The sequence below is a fragment of the Pseudomonas fulva genome (assembly GCF_023517795.1).
GTDB lineage: Bacteria > Pseudomonadota > Gammaproteobacteria > Pseudomonadales > Pseudomonadaceae > Aquipseudomonas > Aquipseudomonas fulva_D.
In genome coordinates, this window is sequence record NZ_CP082928.1 from 894,803 (window position 1) to 916,651 (window position 21,849).

Here is a 21,849-nt window from a genome sequence, read left to right on the forward strand (position 1 = left end):
CGACACGCGCCAGCCGAGCAGAAGGCTGTGCAACGGCGCGGTGGTGATCCGCTGGCTACCGGAGTGCTGAATGCCCCCCTATTCCCTCGTCTACACCTTGCACCTGCTCGCGGCGCTGATCTGGGTCGGCGGCATGTTCTTCGCGTGGATGGTGTTGCGTCCGGCCGCCGGCACCCTGCAGGCGCCGGAGCGCCTAACGTTGTGGCTCGAGGTTTTCCGCCGCTTCTTCGTGTGGGTGTGGATGGCCGTCGTGGTGTTGCCGGTCAGCGGCATCGGCCTGCTGCACATGGGCTTCAGCGGTTTCGATGGTGCGCCGCGCTACGTGCAGGTGATGATGGGCCTGTACTTGGCCATGCTGGCACTGTTCCTGCGCATCCAGGCGCTGCAACTGCCCGGCATGCGCCGCGCCGTCGAGGCGCAGGACTGGCCGGCAGCAGGCGCCGTGCTGGTGCGTATCCGCCGCCTGGTCGCTGTCAACCTGCTGCTGGGTCTGGCCGTGGTGGCCCTTGCCGCGGCGCGACCCAGCCTTTAATGAAAAAGGGCCTAGGCCCTTTTCAGTTAGAAACGCACCACATCCAAGCGCCCGGCATGGCCCGGGGTACCGGGTTGCCCAGGTACGCCAGGGCGACCATCGAGGCCGGCGCGGGTACTGTAGATCCAGCAACCCTTGCTCGCCCCGCCGCGACCGGCATTGCCCGCCGCACCCGCCGGGCCGCCCGCGCCGCCATCGAGACGCGCCTGCACGTGCTCGACAGGAAAGTCGCTGGGCACCTCCAGGCGAACCTGCCCACCCGGCGCGCCAGGGTGACCGTCGCTACCATCCTGGCCGTCGTGACCGGCACTGGCCTTGCCCCACGCACAACCGCCTGCCTTGCCGTTGGCACCATCCAGGCCGGCATAACCCGCCGCACCACGGCCGCCACGGGCATCGAGCAACCAGGGCTCGGTGCTCACCGACTGCATGCGAATCACCAGGGTGCGCCCAGGCATGGCCGCCTGTTGCGGCGTACCTGGCGCCCCCGGCGCACTGATCTGCGCACCCGCGGCAATCCGGCCGGTGCCGATATCCAGCAGCAGACGCTCGTTCGAGGGCGCGATGGCGATCTGCGCATCGTGGCCCAGGTACAACTCACCGATACGCACTTCGCTGACCCCGACGGGAATCAGCAACGTACCGCTGTCCGCCACGGCGACCCGGTCCAGCTGCAGAACACTGCCCTGCACGGGCAAACGCGTGAAATGGTGGGAATCGACTTCGATGACCGCCGCAGCGAGCGCCGCCAACGGGCAGCACAACGCCGCCAGGAGAATCAGCTTGCGCATGGGGCGACCTCCTCGGCGTTCAGTGCTACCGCCGCGGGCAGGGGCTCGGCAGCAGGCAGCGAGGCGATATGAAAGATGCCGAACGCCAGCACCTTGGCTCGCTCGATGGCCACCCGCGGGCGCGCGCGAAGCACGCCATTGAACAGCACCAGTTCGGCCAGATGCAGGCCCAGCACGGCGAGACCGGCAAGGGTCAGCAGCTGCGCGAAGGGTTGTGCATAAGGGGAGATCAGATTGGCCAGCACGACGCACCAGAACAGCGTCACCAGCAGCTTGCCCAGTCCTGAGATGATCTTCATTGCCCGCTCCACCCTAGCTGTGAATGTGCGGCACATTACTGGGTTTATGGGCTGGGAAACAGAGGGGCGAAACGAAAACGATGTCCATTGCGTGACATCGTGTTCCTGGCCGGCACGGGGCCGGCCAGGCTGCTCACGAAGATCGAGCTGGGCTTATGGCCGGGCTTCGACTTCGGCTTCCACGCGACGGTTGATCGCACGGCCTTCTTCGGTGGCGTTGTCGGCAACCGGGCGGCTTTCGCCATAGCCGACTGCGTTGACGCGGGTACCACCCACACCGTACTGGTTGACCAGCACCTCACGCACGGCATTGGCACGGCGCTCGGACAGTTTCTGGTTGTAGGCGTCGGTACCAACGGAGTCGGTATGGCCTTCAACCACGGTAGTGGTTTGCGGATATTGCTTCATGAAATCAGCCAGGCTCTGGATGTCGCCCATGCTTTCCGGCTTGACCTGCGACTTGTCGAAGTCGAACTTCACGTCCAGCTCGACACGTACCGCTTCGGCAACCGGCTCTGGCGCAACGGTTTCCTCGACCACGACCGTTTCTTCAACGACAGCTACTTGCTGATCGTCTGCGCCATGAACCCAGCAATAGGCAGCGGCGAAGCCGGCGCCAATTACCGCACCACCACCTGCCCAGGCCGAGCTTTCGATGGCACCCAGAGCGGCACCGCTGACACCGCCAACGGCAGCGCAGGTCGGCCAGTCGGATTTCTGGACGCCAGCGCAGCCCGTCAGAAAGGTGGACGCAATGATCAGGGGTACCGCTTTCCTTGTAATACTCATATGCAAGTCTCCTAATGGGAATCGGCGCAAAAACCGACACTCTGGATTAAAGACGCCCGCTTTTAAATCTGCCAGACAGCACTACGACATCACTGCAGGCCGAACAGTTCTAGTTGAATCTGTTGCGCCGCGGTAGTCTTTTGTGATCGTTTCGAGGTTATCGATGAGCCAGATCACATCTGCCCGTACCCCCCAGCAATCACTGGCCGCTCTACTGCAACGTTATGCGCCCGCTCGGCTGCTGCTGGTCAGTGCCAGCGAACAGCCGGCGGTACGTGCCTTCGAGCAGGCTCATCCGCACAGCCTGATCGCCCACGCCGCGCCTGGCAGTCTTTGCGGCGACCTCGCCGGGCAACGCTTCGACCTCGCCGTGGTGGTCGATTGCCTGGAGCACCTGCAGCGAAAGGAAGGCCTGCAGTTGCTCGGCGGCATTCGCAACCTCAATGCCAGCCGCATGGCGGTGCTGGTCGACCTGCCCGCCTGTGGCTGGAAGGACACCGACTTCTTTGCCCTGGCACTGCAGGTCAGCGAGCGTTTCGCGCGCGACGAGCAGGTGCTCAGCCTGTTCACCTACGATTTGCTCGAATACAAACAGGCGCCCGACTGGCTGAACGCCAAGTTCTGGGCCAACCCGGAAAATTTTGGCAAGTACTGGTGGTAAGCATGAAGCCTGACGCGACCCCAAGCGGCTGCCCGTGCGGCAGCGGCGACCCGCTGGCCGCCTGCTGCGGGCGCTATCACGACGGCGCCGCCGCGCCCTGCGCCCTGAGCCTGATGCGCTCGCGCTACAGCGCCTACGTATTGGGCAATGTGGATTACCTGGTGGCGACCTCGCTGCCGGCGCAGCAGGCGAACCTGGAGGTGGAAGGCATTCGTGCCTGGAGCCTGCAGAGCACCTGGCTGGGCCTGGAGGTGGAGCACTCCGAGCTGCTTGGCGGTCAGCCCGAGCATGCCCGGGTGACCTTCGTGGCCCGCTGGCACGACGCCGATGGTGAGCACAGCCACCGCGAGCGCTCGGCCTTCGTGCAGAATGGAGGCCGCTGGTATTTCATCGACCCGACCGTGGGTTTGCAGGCGGGCCGCAACGACCCCTGCCCGTGCGCTAGCGGCCAGAAGTTCAAGAAGTGCTGCGCGACCTACCTGTAGAGGCGCATCTCACAGCAGCTTGAGGTGCGAAGTGTCCGGCGCCGGCGCAGCTGGCGGCGCCTTGGCCTGGCCCATGTCGCTGCCCACCGGCGCCAGGCTCAGCGAGGACAGATCCAGATCGGGCGCGGCCACCGGCGCCTTGCCGTCCTGCAGATCCGCGCCCAATGCGGCCACGCCGAAATCCGGCGCATCCACGTCCGAGAACGCCGCCATGTACTCGTCCCGTGGCGCGACCACCAGCCGGCCGACAGGCTGTGCCGGTGCCTGACCGACAGGGGCGGCAGGTGGCGGTGGCGCCAGCTCGATTTCCTCGACGACCTGCGCCTCGGTGTCGACCACCTCGACCCGAGCCCCGGCGCGCTCCAGGGTGCTGCGATACTTCTCGGCGCCAGCCTCGTCCAGGTTGTTCTTGATCACCACGCGGCGTCCGGAAAACAACTGGGCGATGCGCTGGGCATCGGCCTGGAACAGCTTGGCCAGGTTGGCCTGCACCACCTCCAGCTGAGCACCAGGCACCAGCTCACCGGAAAATGCGATCTCGTATCGCGCCATCATTCCCTTCCTTTCTGTCGGCTCGCCGCGCCATTTCGGCCACGGCAATAAAACCTCAATGCGTGCAGGCCAGTATGACGCAGCTTTTTGCGCGTACACGAGAGTCGGTCGGCATTTTCCGCAACCGCCTGCCGTGCGCAATGATGACAACAGACCCTAGGGCAGTAACGCCGTCTCTTGTTACACTGGGGCCTCGAACGGAGTATGAAATGTTTTATCAGGCGCAAATGATAAGAATTCTTAGCCTAATGGTATTCCTGGGTATGGGCACGGCGCTGAGCGGCTGCTCGACCTGGTTCTCGGACAGTTTCGAAGACCCGGACGTGCGTCTCGTGGACGTCAACGTGGTCAAGGCCAAACTGCTCGAACAGCGCTTCATCCTGCGCTTTCGCATCGACAACCCCAACGACGTCAGCCTGCCGGTACGTGGCCTGAACTACGTGGTGCACCTGAACGACGTGCTGCTCGCTGATGGCGAATCGGAAGTCTGGTTCACCGTGCCGGCCAAGGGGCACCTGGAATTCGACGTCCCGGTACGCACCAACCTGTGGCGCCACGTACGCCAGGTGGTCAAGCTGCTGGAAGAGCCCGACCAGCCCATCAGTTATCGCTTGCGGGGTGAGGTGAAAACCGGATTATTCTTCGGCCGCCGCGTGCACATGGCGCGCAATGGCGAGATAATTCCCGGCGATTATCTTCCGGAGTGACCCGCATGACCCAGCAACCCCATGTCCACGGCCCTGACTGCAACCACGATCACGACCATGATCATGGCCACCACGGCCACGTGCACGGCCCGCACTGCAACCATGGCCCCCAGGAGCCGGTGCGCAACGCCCTGAAGGACGTTGGCCGCAATGATCCTTGCCCATGCGGCAGCGAGAAGAAATTCAAGAAGTGCCATGGGGCCTGATCGCCTCCTGATCCTGCTTGCGGTACTGATCGTCGGCGCACTTGCCTTCTACGCTGCTTACCTCTGGCGCCGGGTCTGGGCCAGGCAGCGCCGGCAGGCCGAGGTGCGCCTCGCGCAACGTCAGCGCCTGCACGACGATCTTCGTGTGCTGGCCTCCTCCTTGCTCGACGGCCAATTGCCGCTGGTCGAAGGTGCCATCCGCATCAAGGTATTGCTCGACAACTACGACAGCACGCTCACCCTCGCGCCCCAGGCCCAGGTGTTCCAGCAGCTATATGACGCCACGTCCCATGTGCCGACCCATGCCGGCTGGCAGGCCCTGAGCCGCGCCGAACGCCGCCAGCACGAGGCGCGTTTTGCCGAGCTGGCCGAAGCCCACCAGCAGCAGGCTCACGAGGCGGCGCGCTGGCTGCTCGACACAGGACTGGCTGCGCGCCCCTGACCCCACGTCGCGTCACCCCTCGCGCCACTTGCCAGGCGCCATGGGGCTCTCTACCTTTAGCGCCTTCGCGCCCGGGGCGCCCGCCCACCACCCTCTCTATCCTTCAGGAGTCCGCCGCATGTTGCCGCGCGCTTTCCGCCCTCTCGCCACCCTGAGCCTGGCCGGCCTCGTCACCAGCATGGTCGCGCTGAGCGGTTGCCAATCCCTGCTCGACAGCCGTTACCGCAGCAGTGTGGCGCCGGATCAGGGCTCCTTTCGCGTGCAGGGCCTGGCGCAGACCGCTTCGGTGCGCCGCAACCCGCTCGGCATGCCGCTGATCGAGACTCACACCTTCCACGACGCCCTGTTCACCCTGGGCTACGTGCACGCCAGCGATCGCCTCAGCCAGATGGTCAGCCTGCGCCTGATGGCAGAAGGTCGCCTGGCGGAGATGGCCGGCCCCGGCGCGCTGGAAATGGACCGGTTCATGCGCGCGGTGAACCTCAAGAAGAGCGCCGAGGTGCTCTACAAGAATGCCTCGCCACGCATGAAGGCGTTCTTCGAGGTTTACGCCCGGGGCGTCAATGCCTACCTGTTCCGCTACCGCGACAAGCTGCCGATGGACCTGGCCGAGGCTGGCTATCGCCCGCCGTACTGGAAGCCGGAAGACTCGGTGCTGGTGTTCTGCCTGCTCAACTTCGGCCTGTCGGTGAACCTGCAGGAAGAAATCGCCGCCCTGAGCCTGACCCAGAAGGTCGGCGCCGACAAACTCGCCTGGCTGCTGCCCACCTATCCGGACGAGCCGCTGCCGTTCGAGGAAGCCGACAAGCTCAAGGGCCTCGCCCTGGGCGGCAGCATCCCCGGCCTGCAGGCGGTGAAGAGCGCCGCAGCGCAGGTGTCCGAGCAGCACATGCTCGGCGTCGCCGCCTCGAACAACTGGGCCATCGGCCCGTCGCGCAGCCGCAGCGGCAAGAGCCTCTTGGCCAACGACATGCACCTGCCGATCGAGCTGCCCTCGGTGTGGAGCTTCGTGCAGATCCGTGCGCCGAAATTCCAGGCCTCCGGGGTCACGGTCGCGGGCATCCCCGCGGTGGTCGCCGGCTTCAACGGCAAGCTGGCCTGGGGCATGACCATGGTCATGGGCGACAACCAGGACCTGTTCCTCGAGCAGGTCAAGCGCGAAGGCAATCGCCTGCTGTACCTCGCCGATGGCAAATGGCAGCCGGCCCTGCAGCGTCAGGAAACCTTCTTCGTCAAGGGCCAGAAACCGATCCGCGAAACGATCCACGAAACCCGCCACGGCCCGCTGCTCAACAGCGTGCTGGGCGAGCGCAAACATCCGCTGCAGCCGCTGCAATTGCAGAGCGGCTATGGCCTGGCGCTGAAGACTGCACAATTCGAGGAAGATGCCAGCCTCGACGCCTTCTTCGATCTGTCCCGCGCCCAGTCCGTGGAGCAGGCCTTCGAGGCGACCCGGGAAATCCGCGCCATGCCGCTGAACCTGGTGTTCGCCGATGCCGAGCATATCGGCTGGCAGGTCACCGGGCGCTTCCCCAACCGCCGCGAAGGCCAGGGCCTGGTGCCCTCCCCAGGCTGGGACAGCCGCTACGAGTGGGACGGCTTCGCCGACCCGATGCTCCACCCCTATGACCAGGACCCGCAGCAGGGCTGGCTGGGCAGTGCCAACCAGCGCAGCGCACCGCGCGGCTACGGCATGCAGCTGTCCAACTCCTGGTATGGGCCGGAGCGCTACGAGCGCATCGCCCAGCTGGCTGGCAGCGGCCGCCACGACACGCAGAGCATGATCGCCATGCAGTACGACCAGACCTCGCCCTTCGTCGCCAAGCTGCAGGGCATGCTCGAGGCGCAGAACATGGCCGAACCGCTGCGCCAGGCCATCGACCGCCTGCCCGAGCCGCAGCGCGGCAAGGCCCGCGAAGCCCTGAGCCGACTGATGGCCTTCGACGGCAAGCTGTCGGCCAACTCGGCCGACGCCGCCGTGTATGGCGCTTTCCTGCAGCAGAGCGCGCGGGAGATCTTTCTCGACGAACTGGGCCCGGACACCTCGCCGGCCTGGCAGGCGCTGGTGAACACCGCCAACCTGTCCTACTCGGCACAAGCCGATCACCTGCTCGGCCGCGACGACAGCCCGTTCTGGGACGACGTGCGCACCACCCAGAAGGAAGACAAGCCGGCGATCCTGGCCCGTAGCCTGGCGGCCAGCATCGAGCTGCTCGAACAGCGCCTGGGCAATCAGCGCACGGCGTGGCAGTGGGGCAAGCTGCACACCTACGAGTGGCTGAGCGGCAGCACGCAGATGGCGCCGTACCTGGGTGCCGGCCAGCGCGCCAGCATCGCCTCGCTCAAGGGCTACCTGGATCGCGGCCCCTACCCAGCCGGTGGCGACCATAGCACCCTGAACGTTTCGGCCTACAACTGGGGCCAGGATTTCGACACCTGGCTGATCCCGAGCATGCGCATGATCGTCGACTTCGGCCGCGAAGAACCGATGATCGGCCTCAACAGCTCCGGGCAGTCCGGCAACCCGGCCAGCCCCCATTATGCCGACGGCATCGACGCCTGGCGCCGCGCCCAGTACCTGAGCTTCCCGGTGCTGCAACAGAACCTGGAGAAGACCTACGGGCGCAAACGCCTGCTGCTGACGCCTTGACGCACAACAGCGGTGCGCAGCGCACCAATACCAGTCAGCAACCGCGCTGTCGTTAACGCAGCGCCTTACCCGGCGCCCGCTCCGGTGGGCTCCATCAAGTTGGCACAGTCCCTGCTGTTCACTTTCCAGACATAACGCGGGCCGGCAAACGGCACGCTCCCCGAATGATCGGGACCGGACAAAGGCGTCCTTGCACTGGCGGTGCAGGACGCTTTTTTTTGGCCTCGCGGTCGCCTGGGTTGGCTCCATGGAGGTGAAGGATGAAGCGATTGAAACTGGTGATGATCGGCAACGGCATGGCCGGCGTGCGCACGCTCGAAGAGCTGCTGAAGATCGCTCCGGACCTTTACCACATCACCGTATTCGGCGCCGAGCCGCACCCCAACTACAACCGCATCCTGCTCTCGCCGGTATTGGCCGGCGAGCAGACCTTCGATGACATCGTGCTCAACGACCTCGCCTGGTACGCCAGCCATGGCATCGAACTGCGCCTGGGCCGCAAGGTAGTGGCGATCGATCGCATCCGCCGCCGGGTGATCGCCGATGACGGCAGCAGTGCCGACTATGACCGCCTGCTGATCGCCACCGGCTCGCGGCCGTTCATGCTGCCGGTACCCGGCAACAGGCTGGACGGCGTGATCGGCTACCGCGACATCGCCGACACCCGCCTTATGCTCGACAGCGCCAACCGGCACCGCCGCGCCGTGGTCATCGGCGGTGGCCTGCTGGGCCTGGAAGCCGCCCACGGCCTCAAGCTGCGCGGCATGGACGTCAGCGTGGTGCACAACGGCGCCACCCTGCTCGAGCGCCAACTCGACGAGCGTGCCGGGCGGCTGCTGCAGGCGGCCCTGGAGCGCCGCGGCCTGCACTTCGCCCTCGGCAAGCAGACCAGCGAACTGATCGGCAACGCCGCCGGCCGGGTCAGCGCGGTGCGTTTCAGCGATGGCGAGAGCCTGCCCGCCGATCTGGTGGTGATGGCCGCCGGCATCCGCCCCAATATCGAACTGGCCCAGGACGCCGGCCTGCCCTGCGCCCGCGGCATCCTGGTCGACGACACGCTGCAGAGCTTCGACCCGCGCGTGTACGCGGTGGGCGAATGCGTCAGCCACCGCGGCGTCGCCTATGGCCTGGTGGCGCCGCTGTTCGAGCAGGCGCGGGTATGCGCCAGCCACCTGGCCATGCAGGGCTATCGCCGCTACCTCGGGTCGCTGACCTCGACCAAACTGAAAGTCACCGGCATCGAGCTGTTTTCCGCCGGTGATTTCGCAGGCCACCCCGGCACCCAGAGCATCACCCTGGACGACCCAACCACCGGCAGCTACCGCAAGCTGGTGCTCAAGAACGACGTGCTGGTCGGCGCCTGCCTGTACGGCGACACCGCTGACAGCGCCTGGTACCTGCAGCTGATCCGCGAGGGCGGCAACCTGGCCGCGATCCGCGACCTGCTGATGTTCGGCGAAGCGGCCGTGGCCAGCCTGACACCGGCCGTGCCAGCCGAACCGCTGCTCCTGCAGGGGGCGGCCTGATGAGCAGCCGCGCCAGGCAAACCACCGCCTCGACCTGCTGCTACTGCGGCGTCGGCTGCGGCGTGCTGATCGACCACGATGGCGAGCGCATCCTCGGCATCAGCGGCGATCCGGCGCACCCGGCCAATTTCGGCAAGCTGTGCAGCAAGGGCGCCTCGCTGCACCTGACCGGCGACCTCGCCGCCCGCGCGCTGTATCCCGAACTGCGCCTCGGCAAAGGGCTGGGCCGCACCCGCACCGATTGGGACAGCGCCCTGGATCACGCCGCTGAGGTATTCGCCGAGACCATTCGCAAACACGGCCCGGACAGCGTGGCGTTCTATATCTCCGGGCAGCTGCTGACCGAGGATTACTACGCTTTCAACAAGCTGGCCCGTGCCCTGGTCGGCACCAACAATATCGACAGCAATTCACGCCTGTGCATGTCCTCGGCCGTGGTCGGCTACAAGCGCAGCCTGGGCGCCGACGCCCCGCCCTGCTCCTACGAGGACATCGAGCAGGCCGACACGTTGCTGATCATCGGCAGCAACATGGCCTACGCCCACCCGATCCTGTTTCGTCGCCTGGAAGCGGCCAAGGCTGGCAACCCGCAGATGAAGGTGATCGTCGTCGACCCACGGCGCACCGACACCTGCGAGCTGGCCGATCTGCACCTGGCCATCGCCCCTGGCAGCGACGTGGCGCTGCTGCACGGCGTGCTGCACCTGCTGCTGGAACAGGGGCGGATCGACCACGCCTTTATCGAAGCTCACACGGAAGGTTTCGACGCCCTGCCAAGCCTGGCTGCCGACTACACGCCGGCACGGGTTGCCGGGCTGTGCGCGATCAGCGAGGCGGATCTGCGCCGCTGCGCGGAGTGGATCGGCCGCTCGCCACGCTTTCTGTCGCTGTGGTGCATGGGCGTCAACCAGTCCACCGCCGGCACCGCCAAGAACGCCGCGATCATCAACCTGCACCTGGCCACCGGGCAGATCGGCCAGCCAGGCAGCGGGCCGTTTTCCCTTACCGGCCAGCCCAATGCCATGGGCGGCCGGGAAACCGGCAGCCTGTCCAACCTGCTGCCTGGCCACCGCGAAGTCGCCAACCCCGAACACCGCGCCGAAATCGCTGCTTACTGGGGCGTCGACAGGCTGCCGGAAACGCCAGGGCTCAGCGCCATCGAGCTGTTCGAGGCCGTCGGCAGCGGCAGGATCAAGGCACTGTGGATCGCCTGCACCAACCCGGCCCAGTCGATGCCCGATCAGCAGCGAATTCATCAGGCCCTGCGCGACTGCCCGTTCGTGGTGGTGCAGGAAGCATTTTCCACCACCGAGACCTGCCGCTTCGCCGACCTGCTGCTGCCCGCTGCCAGCTGGGGCGAGAAGGAAGGCACGGTGACCAACTCCGAGCGCCGCGTCAGCCGGGTGCGCCGTGCGGTGCCGGCACCAGGCGAGGCGCGGGCGGACTGGTCGATCACCTGCGACTTCGCCCGCCGCCTGGAAGCCAGGCTGCCGGGCACGCCGGCCGGCCTTTTCGCCTTCAGCAACCCCGAGCAACTGTTCGAGGAATACAAGGTACTGACCCGTCGGCGTGACCTGGACCTGAGCGGGCTCGGCTACGGCCTGCTGGAAGCCCGTGGCCCCCAGCAGTGGCCATTTCCCGAAGGCGCAGAACGAGGTACGCCGCGCCTCTACGGCGATGGCCAGTTTCCGAGCGTCAACGGTCGCGCACGCTTTATCGCCGAGGCCTATCAGTCACCCAAGGAGCAGCGCGACGAGCGCTATCCACTGACGCTGAACACCGGCCGCCTGCGTGATCAGTGGCACGGCATGAGCCGCACCGGCACCGCGGCGCGGCTGTTCGCCCATGTCGAGGAACCGCTGCTCGGCCTGCATCCCCAGGACCTGGCGCAGCGGCAGCTGGAGGACGGCAGGCTGGTCGAGGTGCGCAGCCGCCGCGGCGCGCTGGTGCTGCGTGTGCAGGCCGACGCCAGCCTGCAACCGGGCCAGGCGTTCCTGCCCATGCACTGGGGCGACCGCTTTCTCAAGGGTCTGGGCGTCAACGCCCTGACCTTACCGGCATTCGATCCGCTGTCGAAGCAGCCTGAGCTCAAGCACGCCGGCATCGAGGTGCAGGCCATCGACCTGCCCTGGACCTTCCAGGCGCTGGTCGAAGGCGACGTGCAGCAGCGCCTGCAGGCCTTGCGCCCGCTGTGCGACGGCTTCGCCCATGCCAGCTTCGCCCTGGTCGGCCGTGAAACCTCGGCACTGGTGATGCGTGCCGCCCATCATCACGCCCCGGCTGCCGCCTTGCTCGACCAGCTGCACCAGCACCTGGGCCTGAACGATGGCCCGGTGATGCGCTACGACGACCCGCGCGATGAACTGGGCTGCATGCCCATCCACAAACGCGTGCGTATCGAGGACAGCCGCCTGACCGGTTTTGCCCTGAGTGGCGAAAGCAGAGCACATAACTGGCTGCGTGAACTCTGGCAGAACCAGACCTCGCTGGACGACGACACCGGCCGCGCCCTGCGGCGTTGGCTTCTGGCCCCGCTGGAAACCCCGCCTGGGCGGACGACGATACGTACTGGCAAAACCTTGTGCACCTGTATGAACGTCAGTGAAACCGCCGTGCGCGAGGGCATCGAACGCGGCTGTGACCTCGCCGCACTGAAACGGAATCTCGGCTGCGGCACCGGGTGCGGCTCCTGCGTCCCGGAAATCAAGCGCCTGCTGGCGCTACAGACGATCGAAGCCTAGCGAAGACTGGGTTGAACCTAGACAGAGGAATCCCGTGATGAACCCAAGCGTATGGCTGATCGGCGCCGGCCCCGGCGACCCGGAATTGCTCACTCTCAAGGCAGTGCGCGCCCTCGGCCTGGCCGACGTGGTGCTGATCGACGATCTGGTCAACCCCCAGGTGCTGGAGCACTGCCCCGGCGCCCGGGTGATTCGCGTCGGCAAGCGCGGCGGCTGTCGCTCCACGCCCCAGGCGTTCATCCACCGCCTGATGTTGCGCTACGCCCGCCAGGGCAAGGTGGTGGCGCGCCTCAAGGGCGGCGACCCGTGCATCTTCGGCCGTGGCGGCGAAGAAGCCGACTGGCTGGCGGGGCGCGGCGTGCGTTGCGAGATCGTCAACGGCATCACCGCCGGCCTGGCTGCAGCGACACGCTGCGGTATCTCCCTGACCCTGCGCGGCGTGGCGCGCGGGGTGACGCTGGTCACCGCGCACACCCAGGACGGCACCTCGCCGAACTGGCAGGCCCTGGCCCACGCCGGCACCACGCTGGTGGTGTACATGGGCATCGCCACCCTGGCCGACACCCGCCAGCATCTGCTGGACGCCGGCATGCCCGCCGACACCGCGGTGGCGATGATCGAGAACGCCTCGCTGCCCGAGCAGCGTGAATGCCGCAGCACGTTGCAGGCGATGGCCGACGACGCCCAGGCCATTCAGTTGAAAAGCCCGGCCATCCTGGTGATCGGCGAGGTGGTTGGCGCCGCCATGCTGGCCGCCGAGCAATTGCACCTGCACAGCGCCTGAAGCAGGTGGCCCAGCAGAACTGGACTGCTATTTGCACCGTTCTGGTTCAACACTGCGACCGACAAGACCCTGCCATGCCCGATCACAAGATGCCCGCCACCCTGCGTTTCATGCTCGCCGCCCGCCGTTGCGAGCTGCAGGGCCTGGAAAGCCTGTCCGTCACCTGCGAGCTGGTTACCCGGATCAGCCAGCTGGTACACCAGCTGCAGAAGGAACGGGGCTACTCGAACGTCTATCTGGGCAACCAGACGGACCACTATCTGCACCAACTTGATGCCCACAGCGCAGACTGCGCCGTCGTAGAGCGCGAGGTGCATGGTTTTTTTCTGTCCATGGACACCGCCCAGGCCAACGCCGCCGACCGGGCGCGCCTGTTCAACCGCATCGCCTACGTGCTGCATGGCTTCGACGAACTGCCTGGGCTGCGCCGGCGCATCCGTGAACGGCAATTGTCGCCACGCCAGGCGACCCAGGCCTTTACCCGCCTCATCGGCGGGCTTCTGGCGGTGGTCTTCGAAGCGGCCGATACCGCCGCCGACCCCGGCCTCACCCGGCTGCTGGTAGCGCTGTTCAACTTCATGCAGGGCAAGGAGCTCGCCGGCCAGGAACGTGCAGTCGGCGTGGAAGGTTTTTCCCGTGGGCACTTCGATGACGAACTGCAGGCCCGCCTGCTGCATCTGCAGGAAGGCCAGGAGCGCTGCTTCGACATCTTCGGCGAGTTCGCCGATGCCGAGGCCAGTGCCCTGTGGCAGGGTATTCTCGGCACCGACACCGTGGCCCAGGTGATCAGCCTGCGCGGGGTCGCCAGGCGCACCTCCGCCGCGGCCCAGGTGGACCCGGGCTTGTGCGAGCTATGGTTCGAGCTCAACACCAGGCGCATCGACGCCATGAAACAGGTGGAAAGCCACCTGACCCAGTGCCTGCTCGAACGCTGCCGGCGCAGCATCGCCGAAGCCCATGCCGACCTGGACAACCACCGCGCCCTGCTCGGCCGTGTGGCGCAGATGGATGCTGCCAGCGACCAGGCGCTGTTGTTCAGCGTGCACAGCAGCACCCTCGACACCCCACCCCAGGGTGCCGTGGGCAGCCACCTGGCCCGCTCGGTGCTGGATCTTCTCCACGAGCAGAACCAGCGCCTGCAAAAGGTCAGCGACGAACTGCAGGAAACCCGCGAAACCCTCAACGAGCGCAAGCTGATCGAGCGGGCCAAGAAGCTGCTGATGAACGACTACGGCCTGAGCGAAGAGGACGCCTACGCGCGTCTGCGCCAATCGGCCATGGAGCGCAGCATGCGCCTGGTCGACGTGGCCCAGAGCCTGCTCACCTTTGCCGCGCGCAAGGCGCAGCCAACTCCGCGAGGCGACAAGGGCAAGCGCGGCTGAGCGAGCTGCGGCTCTATGACTGAGCGTCGCCTCCCCCCCCACCCCAAGAATGCCATTCGCAATGGCTTAAACGTGGCGGGAGCGGCCGGTCGTTCCCGTAGGGTGGACAACGCTCTTTTTGTCCACCATTGCGATTGCAGAGCGGTGGATGGGTGAAGCGTCATCCACCCTACGCCTGATCCCTTGTGGGAGCGGGCCATGCCCGCGAAAAATCACGGGTATCACCGCCCGTTCTCACGGATAGGGTAACGGCCGCTTTTGCCTTATTTCCCTAGATCCATCTGACTACCAGCGCCCATTCCCGAACCTCCATGCACCTGCGCCGCGCACCAAAGACGTATCGCGCCCCGCTGCTGTGCGATAGCGACGGTGGCCCGCGCACTGCGCGGATCGCCGTGACGTATCGAGCGCGGTCCGAAAAGCCTTCCCGCTCAACCAGTTAACGCCTCGATAAGGGGGCTCCACCATCGACGGCCCCGCAGTCGAATCAGGCGCCGAAATGGCTGGCATGCAACCTGCTACGTCTCCTGGCAAGGAGGCAGGCCCTGCCCCTCCACAATCCGAACTCTGGACAACGGCGTCCACACTCGATGCAGCCCAGCGCTGCCTGAGCGTGACGCCGTTTTTTTTGCGTGCCTTTGGGGAGAACGAGATGGACGACACGCCACGCGAACAGCAGAACGCCGAAGAAAGAACCGGCCTGCCACGCCGCACCTTCCTCAAGCAGTCCATGGGGCTGCTCGGCGGCGGTGCCTTGATGAGCCTGCTGCCGGCAGGTCTGAGCAGTGCGGTCTGGGCTGCCGGCACGGATGGCCTGGAAACCACCAAGGCCAAACTCGGCTTTATCGCCCTCACCGATGCTGCGCCACTGTTCGTCGCCGAAGAGCTGGGGTTGTTCGCCAAGCACGGCATGACCGGGGTGGAAGTGCTCAAGCAATCCTCCTGGGGCACCACCCGCGACAACCTGGTGCTCGGCGCTGGCAGTGGCGGCATCGACGGTGCCCATATCCTCACGCCGATGCCCTACCTGATGGCCGCCGGCAAGATCACCACCAACAACACGCCGCTGCCGATGGTCCTGCTGGCGCGCCTGAACCTCAACGGCCAGGGCATCTCCATCAGCAAGGAATACGCGGACCTCAAGCTCGGCACCGACGCCAGCGCCTTCAAGCAGGCGGTCGCGACCAAGCAGGCCAAGGGCCAGAAGATCGCCGCGGCCATGACCTTCCCCGGCGGCACCCATGACCTGTGGCTGCGCTACTGGATGGCCGCCGGCGGCATCGAGCCCAACACGGATCTGCCGACGGTGGTCATCCCGCCGCCGCAGATGGTCGCCAACATGAAGGTCGGCAGCATGGATGCCTTCTGCGTCGGCGAGCCATGGAACGCCCAGCTGATCAACCAGGACATCGGCTACAGTGCGGTGACCACCGGCGAGCTGTGGGCCAACCACCCGGAAAAGGCGCTGTCGCTGCGCGCCGACTACGTGAACGCCAACCCCAACGCGACCCGCGCCCTGCTCAAGGCGGTGATGGAAGCGCAGATGTTCTGCGAGGCCGCGGCGAACAAGGAAAAGGTCGCGGAGATCTGCGCCAAGCGCCGCTGGATCGGCGCCCCGGCCAAGGACCTGCTGGCGCGCCTGCAGGGCAACATCGACTACGGCAACGGCCGTGTGGTGGAAAACAGCCCGCACCTGATGCGCTTCTGGAGCGAGTTCGCCTCCTATCCGTTTCAGAGCCACGACCTGTGGTTCCTCACCGAAAACAAGCGCTGGGGCTACCTGCCCAAGGATTTCGACAGCCAGGCACTGATCGACCAGGTCAACCGCGAGGACATCTGGCGCCAGGCGGCGGCCGAACTCGGCGTGCCCGCCGAACAGATTCCCCAGGGTAAATCCCGCGGCGTCGAAACCTTTTTCGACGGCAAGACCTTCGACCCGCAAAACCCGCAAGCCTATCTCGATAGCCTGACTCTCAAGGTCTAACCGGAGAAACGCCATGAATGCGCCCGTCAAATCGCTGGCCCTGCCGGCTGGCGTCATCGCCCCCAGCTGGCTGAAACGCCTGTCGACCACCCTGATGCAGTCGGTGCTGCCGCCGCTGGTGATCACCGCCGCGCTGATGCTCGTCTGGCAACTGCTGTGCAGCGGCGCCAATGCCGCGCTGCCGCCGCCCAGCCAGGTCATCGAGGACACCTGGGAACTGATCGTCAATCCGTTCTACGACAACGGCGGCACCGACGTCGGCATGGCCTGGCAGCTGCTCGCCAGCCTCGAGCGCGTGGCCTATGGCTATGCCCTGGCGGTGGTGGTCGGCGTCGCCCTCGGCGTGCTGGTCGGCCAGTCGACCTGGGCGATGCGCGGCCTCGACCCGCTGTTCCAGATCCTGCGTACCGTGCCGCCGCTGGCCTGGCTGCCGCTGTCGCTGGCCGGTTTCAAGGACAGCCACCCCTCGGCACTGTTCGTGATCTTCATCACCGCCATCTGGCCGATCATCATCAATACCTCGGTGGGCATCCGCAACATTCCCGAGGACTACCGCAACGTCGCCAAGGTGCTGCGCCTCAATGGCGTGGAATACTTCCAGAAGATCATGCTGCCGGCCGCCGCACCGTACATCTTCTCCGGGCTGCGTATCGGCGTGGGCCTGTCGTGGCTGGCGATCATCGCCGCCGAGATGCTGATCGGCGGCGTGGGCATCGGCTTCTTCATCTGGGATGCGTGGAACGCCTCGCGCATCAGCGACATCATTCTCGCCCTGATCTACGTCGGCGTGGTCGGCTTCGTGCTCGACCGTCTGGTGCTGTTCGTCGGCAATCGCATCACCCGCGGCACATCGGCCTGAGGAGACAGACATGAGCAAGCACTACCTGAGCATCGAGCATGTGGAAAAGTACTTCGAGCGTGACGGTGTCACGTCCCACGTCCTGAACCAGATCAACCTCAACGTCGAGCGCGGCGAGTACATCTCCATCATCGGCCATTCCGGCTGCGGCAAGTCGACGGTGCTCAACATCGTCGCCGGCCTCACCGACTCGACCAGCGGTGCGGTGATTCTCGACGGACGCGAGGTACGTGGTCCCGGCCCGGATCGCAGCCTGGTGTTCCAGAACCACTCGCTGCTGCCCTGGCTGACCGTGCAGGAAAACGTCGCCCTGGCGGTGGACAAGGTATTCAAGCACAAGAAGAGCAAGGCCGAGCGCCGCGACTGGACGCTGCATCATCTGGAACTGGTAAGCATGGGCCACGCCCTGCACAAGCGCCCCAACGAGATTTCCGGCGGCATGAAGCAGCGCGTCGGCATCGCCCGCGCCCTGGCGATGGAACCCAAGGTGCTGCTGCTCGACGAGCCGTTCGGCGCACTCGATGCCCTGACCCGCGCCCACCTGCAGGATGAGGTCATGCGCATCCAGAGCGAGCTGCACAACACGGTGATGATGATCACCCACGATGTCGACGAAGCCGTATTGCTCTCCGACCGCATCGTGATGATGACCAACGGCCCATCGGCGACCATCGGCGAGATCCTCAGCATCGACCTGCCGCGCCCGCGCGACCGCATCGCCCTGGCGGACGATCCGCGCTACAACGCCTATCGCCACGCGGTGCTGAGCTTCCTGCATGAAAAACAGCGCAAGGTCGAGCCCCTGCAACGACGTAGCACCAGTGCGCCTGCCGACCAGCAGCGCGCCCGGGCGTAGGGAGGCCGGTCAGTCCTTGGCGATGCCGGTGATGGTGATGCCGTAGCGCTCCTCGAGGCGCACCGCTGGCGTCTGCTCCTCGTGGGGCTGCTCCTTGGGCTCGAGGGGTTCGAGATTCTCCTGCGCCCATTCGAGCACCCAGGTGACCGCCTGCTCCAGGCTGGGCTTGTCTTTCGATTTCACCTTGAGGACTTCGGCAGCCTCATCTCGGCTATAGGTGATGATCCATCGGCTCATGGCGAGTCTCCCGCAGGCAACAACGTGGCGACACGCCAAGCCGGCGTGCCCTGATACTCATGTAGACCTGCCGCCTTCGAACAGTTCGCCCTATAAATCTCGGGGAACTTCACTGGCCCGAGTCACTCACAAATGGTGCATCGATTGATTTCTCCGGGCGCATGAAGCGCCCATTTTTTTGCCCGCGATTCGCTGCTTCGTCCGGTATCGGCACGAGCGCCGGGCGCAGTCGGGCATAAAAAAACCGGGCCATGCCCGGTTTTTTCACGCTGCAGCGGCCGTCAGGCCTTTGGCAGGGTGACGCCGGTCTGGCCCTGGTACTTGCCGCCACGATCCTTGTAGGACACCTCACAGGCCTCGTCGGACTGCAGGAACAGCATCTGCGCCACGCCTTCGTTGGCGTAGATCTTCGCCGGCAGGTTGGTGGTGTTGGAGAACTCCAGGGTCACGTGACCTTCCCACTCCGGCTCCAGCGGCGTGACGTTGACGATGATGCCGCAACGCGCATAGGTGCTCTTGCCCAGGCAGATGGTCAGCACGTCACGGGGAATGCGGAAGAACTCCACGGTGCGCGCCAGGGCGAAGGAGTTCGGCGGGATGATGCACACGTCGCTTTTGATGTCGACGAAGCTCTTGGCATCGAAGTTCTTCGGGTCCACCACCGCCGAGTGGATGTTGGTGAACACCTTGAATTCATCGGCGCAGCGCACGTCGTAGCCGTAGCTGGACACCCCGTAGGAGATCACCCGGCTGTCGTCCGCGCCGCGCACCTGACGCTCGACGTAGGGCTCGATCATGCCGTGTTCCTGGGCCATGCGGCGAATCCACTTGTCCGATTTGATGCTCATGGCGGGGCCGTCCTGAAGGTCTGTGCGGTGAAAAGTGCAGGCATCTTACCGGGCTGCAAGGCTGGGTTCAAAGCCTCTCGACAGGCCGCAGCGAGGCGCCCGCGCAGGCGCCGATGCAAGTAAATCGCAGAAAGACTGACAGACCATTCGCACTTCGCGAAAAAAGCGGGTATGGTGATCCCACTGTGCTGCATGTGTCACCGCGAATCGCTACATGATGCCTAGATTTCGATCCAAACATCGTCCGACTCCTAGTACTCGTTGCACTCAGTCCCGGCCTGGTTCTATCCAGGGCTGTTAATTATTTAGTTCTTAGGAGACATCACATGTCCAATCGTCAGACTGGCACCGTTAAGTGGTTCAACGATGAAAAAGGCTACGGCTTCATCACCCCGCAATCCGGTGACGACCTGTTCGTACACTTCAAAGCTATCCAGAGCGATGGCTTCAAGAGCCTGAAAGAAGGCCAGCAGGTTTCCTTCGTGGCCACCCGTGGTCAGAAAGGCATGCAAGCTGAGGAAGTTCAGGTTATCTAACCTGCTCCTTCCGCAAAAGAACCCCGCCTAGGCGGGGTTTTTTTATATCTGCGCTTCGTGCAGCAGGCACGCCGTGGCGCACCCGCGCTGGCGATCAGTCGTCGGCGATGACGATGTTCGGCATGCCCTGAGCGTTGCCGGCGCTGGTTGCAATGCGCGCGCCGACCAGGCGGGCGATCTGCTGGTAGAGCATGGCGATCTGGCTTTCCGGGTCGGCAATGGCGGTGGGTTTGCCACCATCGGCCTGCAGGCGGATGGCCATCGACAACGGCATCGAGGCCAGCAGATCGACACCGAATTGCGCCGCCAGCTTCTCGCCGCCGCCCTCGCCGAACAGGTGCTCGGCATGGCCGCAGTTCGAGCAGATGTGCACAGCCATGTTCTCCACCACGCCAAGCACCGGGATGTTCACCTTGCGGAACATCTCCACGCCCTTCTTGGCATCGAGCAGCGCCAGATCCTGGGGGGTGGTGACGATCACCGCACCGGCCACCGGCACCTTTTGGGCCAGGGTCAGGTGGATGTCGCCGGTACCCGGCGGCATGTCGATGATCAGGTAGTCGAGGTCGTTCCACGCCGTTTGGGTGACCAGCTGGATCAGCGCCCCGGAGACCATCGGGCCGCGCCAGACCACCGGCGTGTTGTCGTCGGTCAGGAAAGCCATCGACATCACCTGTACGCCATGGGCCTCCAGGGGCACGAACCACTTCTGCTCGCGCACCTGCGGCCGCGTGCCTTCGGCGATACCGAACATGATGCCCTGGCTGGGGCCGTAGATATCGGCATCGAGAATGCCCACCCGCGCGCCCTCACGGGCCAGTGCCAGAGCCAGGTTGGCAGCGGTGGTGGACTTGCCCACGCCACCCTTGCCGGAGGCCACGGCGATCACGTTCTTGACGTTGGCCAGTGCCGGCACCTGGGCCTGCGCCTTGTGGGCGGCGATCACGCAGTTCACCTCGACAGTGGCACTGCGCACGCCTTCGAGGTTCTCGATGGCCAACTGCAGCATCTGCGCCCAGCCCTGCTTGAATTGCCCTGCGGCGTAGCCCAGTTCCAGTTGTACGCCGACCTGCCCGTCCTGCACGTCGAGGGCACGCACGCAGCCGGCGCTGAGCGGATCCTGGTCGAGATGGGGGTCGGTGTACTGGCGCAATACGGCTTCGACCGCAGCGCGGATATCAGCGCTCATGCTTGGCTCCGGAGATGGCAGAAAAGACGCCTATCCTACCCGAGCCGCACGGCCGATGCAGGCTGGCGACCGGCAGGCCGCCAGCCGGCGGGACTCACTGCACGGGTTGGCCCGGCAGCGGCTTGAGGTTGACTTCGACGCGGCGGTTCTGCGCACGGCCCTCGGCGGTGGCGTTGTCGGCGATCGGCTGGTCCGGGCCGGCACCGCGGCTGGACAGGCGCGAGCCGTCGATGCCCTGGGCAGTGAGATAACTGGTCACGCTCTGTGCACGGCGCTGCGACAGCGCCATGTTGTGCTGACGCGAACCGGTGCTGTCGGTGTAGCCGACGATTTCGATGCTGTTGTTCTGGAATTGCTTGAACGAGGTGGCCAGGTTGTTCAGCGGCGCATAGAAACTTGGCGCAATCTCGGCCGAGTCGGTGGCGAAGGTGATGTTGCCCGGCATGATCAGCTTGATGTCATCGCCCTGGCGCTGCACTTCCACCCCGGTGCCTTCCATGCTGCGACGCAGCTCGGCCTCCTGGCGATCGGCGTAATAGCCGTAGCCGGCCCCCGCCGCGCCGGCCAGCACCGCACCGATGGCCGCACCCTTGCCACGGTCGTCATGGTTGATCGCCGCGCCGGCCGCGGCACCGGCCAGAGCGGCCAGGCCGCCATAGGTCGCGGTGCGATGGCCGCCGCCGGCGCCACCACCACCGACATTGTCGTACGGGTTGTTCGAGGCACAACCCACCAGGAGCGCCAGCGCGGTAGCGCAGGCGAGCGGACGTAAAACTGCAGGCATGGTTCATCT

22 protein-coding genes and 1 pseudogene are annotated in these 21,849 nt (G+C 65.6%); 15 read left to right on the top strand and 8 right to left on the bottom strand.

Annotation, left to right across the window (positions count from 1 at the left end):
* Nucleotides 1-70 precede the first annotated feature (70 nt).
* The gene (locus tag K8U54_RS04015; RefSeq protein ID WP_249908977.1) at nt 71-532 is read left to right on the top strand and encodes a CopD family protein; all 462 of its coding nucleotides are present in this window, start codon (nt 71-73) and stop codon (nt 530-532) included.
* A gap of 26 nt (nt 533-558) precedes the next feature.
* Here the strand turns inward: K8U54_RS04015 and K8U54_RS04020 are convergent, their stop codons facing one another.
* From K8U54_RS04020 to K8U54_RS04030, 3 genes and pseudogenes are all read right to left on the bottom strand, one after another.
* The gene (locus tag K8U54_RS04020) at nt 559-1,323 is read right to left on the bottom strand and encodes a collagen-like protein (RefSeq protein ID WP_249908978.1); all 765 of its coding nucleotides are present in this window, start codon (nt 1,321-1,323) and stop codon (nt 559-561) included.
* A complete protein-coding gene (locus tag K8U54_RS04025) occupies nt 1,311-1,622 on the bottom strand; it encodes a DUF1145 domain-containing protein (RefSeq protein ID WP_249908979.1) in 312 nt (103 codons plus the stop codon). The genes K8U54_RS04020 and K8U54_RS04025 overlap by 13 nt, the downstream gene beginning before the upstream one ends.
* A gap of 153 nt (nt 1,623-1,775) precedes the next feature.
* Nucleotides 1,776-2,132 (bottom strand): annotated as a pseudogene (locus tag K8U54_RS04030) (OmpA family protein); the annotation flags it as partial.
* Between the two features lie 442 nt (nt 2,133-2,574).
* Between K8U54_RS04030 and K8U54_RS04035 the strand changes: the two are divergent.
* Together K8U54_RS04035 and K8U54_RS04040 are read left to right on the top strand one after the other, a co-directional pair.
* A complete protein-coding gene (locus K8U54_RS04035) occupies nt 2,575-3,072 on the top strand; it encodes a DUF6231 family protein (RefSeq protein ID WP_249908980.1) in 498 nt (165 codons plus the stop codon).
* A gap of 2 nt (nt 3,073-3,074) precedes the next feature.
* The gene (locus K8U54_RS04040) at nt 3,075-3,557 is read left to right on the top strand and encodes a YchJ family protein (RefSeq protein WP_249908981.1); all 483 of its coding nucleotides are present in this window, start codon (nt 3,075-3,077) and stop codon (nt 3,555-3,557) included.
* 9 nt (nt 3,558-3,566) lie between these two features.
* On the opposite strand, the gene K8U54_RS04045 is transcribed toward K8U54_RS04040, so the two are convergent.
* Complete coding sequence (locus K8U54_RS04045; RefSeq protein WP_249908982.1) at nt 3,567-4,109, bottom strand: hypothetical protein; 543 nt, start codon at nt 4,107-4,109, stop codon at nt 3,567-3,569.
* Nucleotides 4,110-4,318: 209 nt separating this feature from the next.
* Here K8U54_RS04045 and K8U54_RS04050 point away from each other — a divergent pair, with 209 nt between their 5' ends.
* The 11 genes from K8U54_RS04050 (at nt 4,319) to K8U54_RS04100 (ending at nt 18,246) form a co-directional block, all read left to right on the top strand.
* Nucleotides 4,319-4,816 (top strand): LEA type 2 family protein, encoded by a 498-nt coding sequence (locus tag K8U54_RS04050; protein WP_249908983.1) that lies wholly within the window; start codon nt 4,319-4,321, stop codon nt 4,814-4,816.
* 5 nt (nt 4,817-4,821) lie between these two features.
* Entirely contained in the window at nt 4,822-5,022 is a 201-nt protein-coding gene (locus tag K8U54_RS04055) for an SEC-C metal-binding domain-containing protein (RefSeq protein WP_036986841.1), read from the top strand.
* Nucleotides 5,012-5,464, top strand: coding sequence for a DUF2489 domain-containing protein (locus K8U54_RS04060; RefSeq protein WP_249908984.1), 453 nt, complete (start codon nt 5,012-5,014; stop codon nt 5,462-5,464). The genes K8U54_RS04055 and K8U54_RS04060 overlap by 11 nt, the downstream gene beginning before the upstream one ends.
* 178 nt (nt 5,465-5,642) lie before the next feature.
* Nucleotides 5,643-8,114: a penicillin acylase family protein gene (locus K8U54_RS04065; protein WP_434060012.1), complete on the top strand. Its 2,472-nt coding sequence runs from the start codon at nt 5,643-5,645 to the stop codon at nt 8,112-8,114.
* 260 nt (nt 8,115-8,374) lie between these two features.
* Nucleotides 8,375-9,640, top strand: coding sequence for an NAD(P)/FAD-dependent oxidoreductase (locus tag K8U54_RS04070; RefSeq protein ID WP_249908986.1), 1,266 nt, complete (start codon nt 8,375-8,377; stop codon nt 9,638-9,640).
* Nucleotides 9,640-12,381, top strand: a complete 2,742-nt coding sequence (locus K8U54_RS04075; protein ID WP_249908987.1) for a nitrate reductase — start codon at nt 9,640-9,642, stop codon at nt 12,379-12,381. The genes K8U54_RS04070 and K8U54_RS04075 overlap by 1 nt, the downstream gene beginning before the upstream one ends.
* Nucleotides 12,382-12,418: 37 nt before the next feature.
* Nucleotides 12,419-13,165 carry a uroporphyrinogen-III C-methyltransferase gene (gene cobA, locus K8U54_RS04080; protein ID WP_249908988.1) on the top strand — a complete coding sequence of 249 codons (747 nt, stop codon included), beginning with the start codon at nt 12,419-12,421 and terminating at the stop codon, nt 13,163-13,165.
* Between the two features lie 74 nt (nt 13,166-13,239).
* A complete protein-coding gene (locus K8U54_RS04085; protein ID WP_249908989.1) occupies nt 13,240-14,547 on the top strand; it encodes a nitrate regulatory protein in 1,308 nt (435 codons plus the stop codon).
* A 652-nt stretch (nt 14,548-15,199) separates the two neighbouring features.
* Nucleotides 15,200-16,531, top strand: coding sequence for a CmpA/NrtA family ABC transporter substrate-binding protein (locus K8U54_RS04090; RefSeq protein WP_249908990.1), 1,332 nt, complete (start codon nt 15,200-15,202; stop codon nt 16,529-16,531).
* Nucleotides 16,532-16,544: 13 nt separating this feature from the next.
* Nucleotides 16,545-17,390, top strand: a complete 846-nt coding sequence (gene ntrB, locus K8U54_RS04095; RefSeq protein WP_070887934.1) for a nitrate ABC transporter permease — start codon at nt 16,545-16,547, stop codon at nt 17,388-17,390.
* Nucleotides 17,391-17,400: 10 nt separating this feature from the next.
* The gene (locus tag K8U54_RS04100) at nt 17,401-18,246 is read left to right on the top strand and encodes an ABC transporter ATP-binding protein (RefSeq protein WP_249908991.1); all 846 of its coding nucleotides are present in this window, start codon (nt 17,401-17,403) and stop codon (nt 18,244-18,246) included.
* A gap of 9 nt (nt 18,247-18,255) precedes the next feature.
* On the opposite strand, the gene K8U54_RS04105 is transcribed toward K8U54_RS04100, so the two are convergent.
* Together K8U54_RS04105 and dcd are read right to left on the bottom strand one after the other, a co-directional pair.
* On the bottom strand, nt 18,256-18,483 hold the full coding sequence (locus tag K8U54_RS04105) for a hypothetical protein (RefSeq protein ID WP_249908992.1): 228 nt from the start codon (nt 18,481-18,483) through the stop codon (nt 18,256-18,258).
* Between the two features lie 281 nt (nt 18,484-18,764).
* Nucleotides 18,765-19,331: a dCTP deaminase gene (dcd, locus tag K8U54_RS04110; protein ID WP_070887937.1), complete on the bottom strand. Its 567-nt coding sequence runs from the start codon at nt 19,329-19,331 to the stop codon at nt 18,765-18,767.
* 326 nt (nt 19,332-19,657) lie between these two features.
* Between dcd and K8U54_RS04115 the strand changes: the two genes are divergently transcribed.
* The gene (locus K8U54_RS04115; protein WP_003245585.1) at nt 19,658-19,867 is read left to right on the top strand and encodes a cold-shock protein; all 210 of its coding nucleotides are present in this window, start codon (nt 19,658-19,660) and stop codon (nt 19,865-19,867) included.
* A gap of 94 nt (nt 19,868-19,961) precedes the next feature.
* On the opposite strand, the gene apbC is transcribed toward K8U54_RS04115, so the two are convergent.
* Nucleotides 19,962-21,056, bottom strand: a complete 1,095-nt coding sequence (gene apbC, locus K8U54_RS04120; RefSeq protein ID WP_249908993.1) for an iron-sulfur cluster carrier protein ApbC — start codon at nt 21,054-21,056, stop codon at nt 19,962-19,964.
* Nucleotides 21,057-21,150: 94 nt separating this feature from the next.
* On the bottom strand, nt 21,151-21,840 hold the full coding sequence (locus tag K8U54_RS04125) for an OmpA family protein (protein WP_070887939.1): 690 nt from the start codon (nt 21,838-21,840) through the stop codon (nt 21,151-21,153).
* Between the last annotated feature and the right edge of the window lie 9 nt (nt 21,841-21,849).

Excerpts from the sequence above, each read along its gene's own strand:
- K8U54_RS04015 (WP_249908977.1), top strand. The coding sequence starts at position 71 with ATGCCCCCCTATTCCCTCGTCTACACCTTGCACCTGCTCGCGGCGCTG.
- K8U54_RS04020 (WP_249908978.1), bottom strand. The coding sequence starts at position 1,323 with ATGCGCAAGCTGATTCTCCTGGCGGCGTTGTGCTGCCCGTTGGCGGCG.
- K8U54_RS04025 (WP_249908979.1), bottom strand. The coding sequence starts at position 1,622 with ATGAAGATCATCTCAGGACTGGGCAAGCTGCTGGTGACGCTGTTCTGG.
- K8U54_RS04035 (WP_249908980.1), top strand. The coding sequence starts at position 2,575 with ATGAGCCAGATCACATCTGCCCGTACCCCCCAGCAATCACTGGCCGCT.
- K8U54_RS04040 (WP_249908981.1), top strand. The coding sequence starts at position 3,075 with ATGAAGCCTGACGCGACCCCAAGCGGCTGCCCGTGCGGCAGCGGCGAC.
- K8U54_RS04045 (WP_249908982.1), bottom strand. The coding sequence starts at position 4,109 with ATGGCGCGATACGAGATCGCATTTTCCGGTGAGCTGGTGCCTGGTGCT.
- K8U54_RS04050 (WP_249908983.1), top strand. The coding sequence starts at position 4,319 with ATGTTTTATCAGGCGCAAATGATAAGAATTCTTAGCCTAATGGTATTC.
- K8U54_RS04055 (WP_036986841.1), top strand. The coding sequence starts at position 4,822 with ATGACCCAGCAACCCCATGTCCACGGCCCTGACTGCAACCACGATCAC.
- K8U54_RS04060 (WP_249908984.1), top strand. The coding sequence starts at position 5,012 with ATGGGGCCTGATCGCCTCCTGATCCTGCTTGCGGTACTGATCGTCGGC.
- K8U54_RS04065 (WP_434060012.1), top strand. The coding sequence starts at position 5,643 with ATGGTCGCGCTGAGCGGTTGCCAATCCCTGCTCGACAGCCGTTACCGC.
- K8U54_RS04070 (WP_249908986.1), top strand. The coding sequence starts at position 8,375 with ATGAAGCGATTGAAACTGGTGATGATCGGCAACGGCATGGCCGGCGTG.
- K8U54_RS04075 (WP_249908987.1), top strand. The coding sequence starts at position 9,640 with ATGAGCAGCCGCGCCAGGCAAACCACCGCCTCGACCTGCTGCTACTGC.
- cobA (WP_249908988.1), top strand. The coding sequence starts at position 12,419 with ATGAACCCAAGCGTATGGCTGATCGGCGCCGGCCCCGGCGACCCGGAA.
- K8U54_RS04085 (WP_249908989.1), top strand. The coding sequence starts at position 13,240 with ATGCCCGATCACAAGATGCCCGCCACCCTGCGTTTCATGCTCGCCGCC.
- K8U54_RS04090 (WP_249908990.1), top strand. The coding sequence starts at position 15,200 with ATGGACGACACGCCACGCGAACAGCAGAACGCCGAAGAAAGAACCGGC.
- ntrB (WP_070887934.1), top strand. The coding sequence starts at position 16,545 with ATGAATGCGCCCGTCAAATCGCTGGCCCTGCCGGCTGGCGTCATCGCC.
- K8U54_RS04100 (WP_249908991.1), top strand. The coding sequence starts at position 17,401 with ATGAGCAAGCACTACCTGAGCATCGAGCATGTGGAAAAGTACTTCGAG.
- K8U54_RS04105 (WP_249908992.1), bottom strand. The coding sequence starts at position 18,483 with ATGAGCCGATGGATCATCACCTATAGCCGAGATGAGGCTGCCGAAGTC.
- dcd (WP_070887937.1), bottom strand. The coding sequence starts at position 19,331 with ATGAGCATCAAATCGGACAAGTGGATTCGCCGCATGGCCCAGGAACAC.
- K8U54_RS04115 (WP_003245585.1), top strand. The coding sequence starts at position 19,658 with ATGTCCAATCGTCAGACTGGCACCGTTAAGTGGTTCAACGATGAAAAA.
- apbC (WP_249908993.1), bottom strand. The coding sequence starts at position 21,056 with ATGAGCGCTGATATCCGCGCTGCGGTCGAAGCCGTATTGCGCCAGTAC.
- K8U54_RS04125 (WP_070887939.1), bottom strand. The coding sequence starts at position 21,840 with ATGCCTGCAGTTTTACGTCCGCTCGCCTGCGCTACCGCGCTGGCGCTC.